The 5431-nt window shown below is 57.5% G+C and carries 2 protein-coding genes; both read left to right on the plus strand.

What is annotated here, in order from left to right:
• The first annotated feature begins 20 nt into the window (after positions 1 to 20).
• Positions 21 to 4844 carry an RHS repeat-associated core domain-containing protein gene (locus ABI171_RS09340; RefSeq protein WP_348099289.1) on the plus strand — a complete coding sequence of 1608 codons (4824 nt, stop codon included), beginning with the start codon at positions 21 to 23 and terminating at the stop codon, positions 4842 to 4844.
• Positions 4845 to 4863: 19 nt separating this feature from the next.
• Positions 4864 to 5431 (plus strand): hypothetical protein (locus ABI171_RS09345; RefSeq protein ID WP_348099290.1); only part of this gene is annotated, 568 nt, incomplete at its 3' end.

Raw genomic sequence — 5431 nt, forward strand, 5'->3', positions numbered from 1 at the left:
TCGACGACTACGGCAATGTATTGACTTCTGTCGCTATCGCCTATGGCCGCAGATTTCCGGATCCTTCACCATTATTGACCCAGGAGGATCGCGACAAACAGGCGCAGATTCTGCTGACTCTGACCAGAAACGCTTATACCAATGCGGTGCATGAACGCGATGCGGGTTATTTCTCTGCCTATCGCACGCCGGTGCCCTGCGAAGCACAGCTCTATGAATTGGTCAACTTCAAACCTGAGCGTAACCTGCCCGACATCACCAATTTTTTCAGCGTCGATGAAATCTCCAGGCAAGTGGCAAGCGCCAGCGATGGCGCGCACGATCTGCCCTTCGAAGACTGGCGAGCACTGGGCGCCAAAGATGGCGTGCCCTGTCGCCGTTTGCTCAAGCACAGCCGGAATCTGTATCGGAGCAATCAGCTAGACCGGCTGCTGCCGCTTGGCGTCCTGGAATCATTGGCCCTTCCGGGAGAGAGCTATACGCTGGCATTCACGCCAAGCCTGTTGGCGGAAGTCTTTAAACGGCCGTCGAATGATACGGCCGCTTCCGCCGCCGATCCGCCGCCCGCACCGGAAACGACATCGCTGCTACCCGATCCGAGCGCGGTATTGGGTAGTACGGCAGCAGACGGCGGAGGGTATGTCGACTTAAAAAAAAACGGTTGCTGGTGGATGCCGCACGGCAAAGTCTTTTTTCATACCGATCCCGCCATCAAGGCAGACTTAGAACTCGCGCAGGCGAAACGTCATTTTTTCCTGCCACGCCGCTTCGAGTCGCCGTTCGGAATTAACAGCACTGCGGATTTCGACAAGCACGATTTTCTTACCAGCCGCACCGCCGACGCTCTCAATAACACAGTACGCGCCGACAACGATTATCGCGTGCTGCAGCCGCAGTTGATCACCGACCCCAACGGCAATCGTTCGGAAGTCATGTTCGATACGCTCGGGCTGGTGGCGGGCTCGGCCGTCATGGGTAAGACAACAGAAAATATCGGGGACAATCTGGACAATTTCCGCGCTGATCTGACAATGGCGGAAATTGAACTGTTTTTTGCCGATCCGAAGGGACCGCTCGCGGCCGAACTCTTGCATCAAGCGAGCACACGCATTGTTTACAATCCGGACGCCTTCTATCGGACGCGCAAGCCGGCTTTCACAGCGACGCTGGCGCGGGAAACGCATAGCAGTGATTTGCTCCCCGGCCAGCATGCAAAAATGCAAATCAGTTTCAGCTATGCCGATGGCTTCGGCCGTGAAATCCAGAAAAAAATACAGGCTGAACCGGAGCCAAGCGCAATCAACAATGGGGCGGCCCAAGCTCCACGCTGGATCGGCAGCGGCTGGACGATCTATAACAACAAAGGCAAGCCGGTCCGGCAGTATGAACCGTTTTTCGACGACACCAACGACTTTAAATTCGGCAACAGGATTGGCGTCAGCCCCATACAGTTCTACGACCCTGTGGGTCGAAAAGTTGCATCCGTCAGTCCTAATCATACCTGGCAAAAATCCGTATTCGACCCGTGGCGGCAAGAAGACTGGGATGTCAACGACACAGTGCTGATCGGTCATCCGCAAGAGGATCACGATGCCGGCGAATATTTCCGGCGTCTGCCGGAAGCCGCGTATCTACCAAGTTGGCATGACGCTCGGATTGCCGGCAGCCTCGGTAACGAAGAACAAAGCGCCGCCCGCAAAGCTGCCGTACATGCAGCTACGCCGAACCTCGCCTATGCCGATGTGCTGGGCCGCGCGGCATTGCGCATTGCGCATAATCGCCGCATCGAGCGCTTCGGCAACGGACGCGACGCAGAGCCTGTCGCAGAATTCTACGCAACGCGTGTCCTGTTCGACATCCAGGGCAATCAACGCATCATTATCGACGCCAGCAACCGTAGCGTGATCCGTTACGACTTCGACTTGCATGGCAATCGTTTGCGCCAAGCGAGCATGGAAGCCGGAACGCACTGGTTTCTCAACGACGTCAGCGGTAAGGCGATACGTATCTGGGACAGCCGCGGCCAGCAATTTCGCAACGGTTACGATGCACTAAGACGGCCAACCGAGGCATTTTTATCAGCTGGCGGGAGTGATTCGGCCGAGTTGCTGATCGGGCGTACGGTATACGGAGAATCAAAGGCCCAGCCTGAAACACGCAACATGCGCGGCAAGGCAGTGCAAATCTGCGACCAGGCTGGCGTCGTCAGCAGCGACGACTACGATTTCAAGGGCAATCTTCTGCACAGCCAGCGTCAACTGGCCTGCGAATATAAACGGACACTAGACTGGTCCGGGGCCGTGCCGTTGGAAACACCGCGCTATGTCAGCCGCACCCGCTACGATGCGCTCAACCGGCCGATCGAACTGACTCATCCGGACCTGAGTATAGTTCATCCCTCCTATAATGCCGCCAACCTGCTGGACAGCGTCGCCGTGCATCTGCGAGGCGCGCAGGCACCAACGCCGTTTATCCGTAGCATCCATTACAACGCCAAGGGCCAGCGCACCCTGCTGGAATATGGCAACGGTGCCCGTAGTCGCTACCAATACGATGCCTTGACCTTTCGTTTAACGGCGATATCCACGCACCGCAGCAATCAGGAATTTCCTGGCAGAGATCATTTGCAGCAACTACGCTATACCTACGATGCGGCCGGCAATATCACGCACATCCGCGATACTGCGCAGCAGTCCATTTATTTTTGCAACGAAAAAATTGAACCGAGCAATGAATACACCTACGACGCCATATACCGTTTGATCGAGGGACGCGGCCGCGAGCATTTGGGGCTTATGGGGGATACACTCGCCTCCTCGCCCTACTCTAGCAGCGATACGCCGCGCACCGGCTTGCCACAGCCTGGAGATGGCAAGGCGTTGGCCAGATACATGGAAAATTATCGGTACGATGCAGTAGGCAATCTGTGCAGCATGCGGCATCGTGGTAATGCGCCGGGGCAAGCCGGCTGGAAACGCGATTATATTTATCATGAGGCCAGTCAGCTGGAGCCGGCGCAACGCAGTAACCGCCTGAGCGCTACCCGGCAAGCCACCACACTTGGCGAAACCACTGAATCCTATGGCTATGCCGGCTCCGCCGGTTTGCACGGCAATATCACAGCGATGCCGCATTTGTCGCGGATGCAATGGAATTATCGCGATCAGTTGCAAGCCAGCGCACAGCAGGTGATCCATCTGGGCGTCCCGGAAACCACCTGGTACGTCTATGACGCCGGCGGCCAACGCCTGCGGAAAATCACTGAACGCCATACCCGGCCCGGAGAAAAGCCCCGGCGTTTGAAAGAGCGTATCTATATCGGCGCGGTAGAAATCTATCGTCAATACAACAACGACGACGACGGTGTCAAGCTGGAGCGTGAAACCTTGCACGTCATGGATGACAAACAACGCATCGCCCTGGTAGAGACGCGCACTCAAGGCAATCATGAAAACGATCCCTCTCCTTTCCGGTTGATACGTTATCAAATAAGCAATCATCTCGGCTCATCCTGCCTGGAACTGGATCAGCAGGCGCAGATTATTTCATATGAAGAGTACAGCCCCTTCGGCAGCACCACTTATCAGGCAGTGCGCGGCCAGACCGACAGCCCGAAACGTTATCGCTACGCCGGCAAGGAGCGCGACGAAGAAAATGGTTTTACCTATTACGGCGCACGCTATTGCGCTTCCTGGCTGGCGCGCTGGATCAATCCAGATCCGGCCGGCATGGTCGATGGCAGCAACCTGTATGCCTACGTCCGCAATAATCCGCTCAGCTATACCGATGCCACCGGTACCGAATGCGATCCGGCCATGCAGTCGTGCGTGGATCCTGCTGAATCCACTCCGCGCGAGGAGAGTGAACAGGCGTGCATTCCAGAAGAACACCCGGCCAGTGAGGCGCCCCAAGATGCGCCGGCGGCAAGTGGCAATGCAACAGATGCCCCGGGTGCACCTGCCGACCCGGCGCTAAATCCGGCCGCCGATGCGCCGCAGGACACGGGATTTCAGGTGCGTGGATATGACGGCGAAATCCATACCTTCAACACATACGACGAAGCATCCAGTTTTTCTCAGGCCGATGATCGCGCACATGATCCCGGCACCTGGGAACGTTTCAAAAGGTGGGTCAACACGCCGGATCCATTTGCCGGGAATAGCGACCGGCTGGGTGCGCCCGGCCTGGTCACCGTCGGCGCAGTCGGCGTGATTGTCACAGGCACCGGCACCGTCGTCGTCGCCACCCTGGCTCGCCTTGCCCCTGTGGCGCGGGTCGCCGCCGTGGCGTCCGTACCTCTCCTGGTAAAAAGCAGCGACGATGCCGAAGGCATGAGCCAGGTCGCCACGATCGCATCGTTTGGCATCGGCGGACCTGCTACTGCGAGCGAGAGTCTGATCATGACGGAAATTGAGTTGAATCGCGCCAAAGAACTCGGCCTGGCATTCTATGACGTTGCCGAACCCGGCATCCAGGCGACATTGAGTGCGCCGCGTTTGCCGGTGACCTTCTCTACAGTCACACGCAATGGCGTGACCGTTATTAATGTCAACAACCCGAGGGTTTATCAAGCCTTTCTGGAAGCCACGGAAGAAGGTGCGGTGGCATTGCGGCCGGGTGAATTCGTCGGTAGCCCGCCAATTTCGTCAGGGGCGATACCGCATCCGGATTGGCGTTCCTCGTTTATCCATGCCGAGACGCAAGGCGAACGAGAATTATCGGCGGTATTCGATCTCAATGGCCCGGGGATCGCCACCAGCTATCCCAATCCGGGTTGCGGCTTCTGCGTGCCCTGGCTCGCCAGCCGCGGCATTGTGCATCTCAACCCCAAACCAGTCCCTTGACTGCAACAAGGAACCTGAGATGTCCCAGCGCACATTGGAAAACCTGCTGCCAGACCCTGCCGCCATACTATGCAGCAAGGCATCGGATGGTGGCGCCTATGTCGATCTGGATGGCGACGGCCGCCTGTGGCTACCCACCGGCCGGGTATTTTTCCACAGCGATCCGCAGGCTGGTCCGGATACGGAACTGGCGCAAGCCACGCGACATTTCTTCCAGCCGCGCCGCTTTGAAGATCCTTTCGGATTCAGTAATACGGCCGACTTCGATGACTACGATTTGCTGGCCGTGGGTAGCACCGATACCTTCGGCAACAAGGTGTCGGCCAGTAATGACTATCGCGTATTGCAAGCGCAGTCGACCACTGATGCAAACGGCAACCGCTCCCAGGTCGTGTTCGACACGCTGGGACTGGTGGCCGGTTCGGCCGTGATGGGCAAAACCTCGGAAAATCTTGGCGACAATCTGGCGGGATTCCAGGCCGATCTGACAACGGCTGAAATTGAGCGGTTTTTTGCGGCTCCCAAATCCCCGTTCGCTGCTGAAATCCTGGCTCAGGCCAGCACCCGCATCGTCTACGATACGGACC

The organism is Collimonas sp., assembly GCF_039923675.1.
Classification (GTDB): Bacteria; Pseudomonadota; Gammaproteobacteria; order Burkholderiales; family Burkholderiaceae_D; genus Collimonas.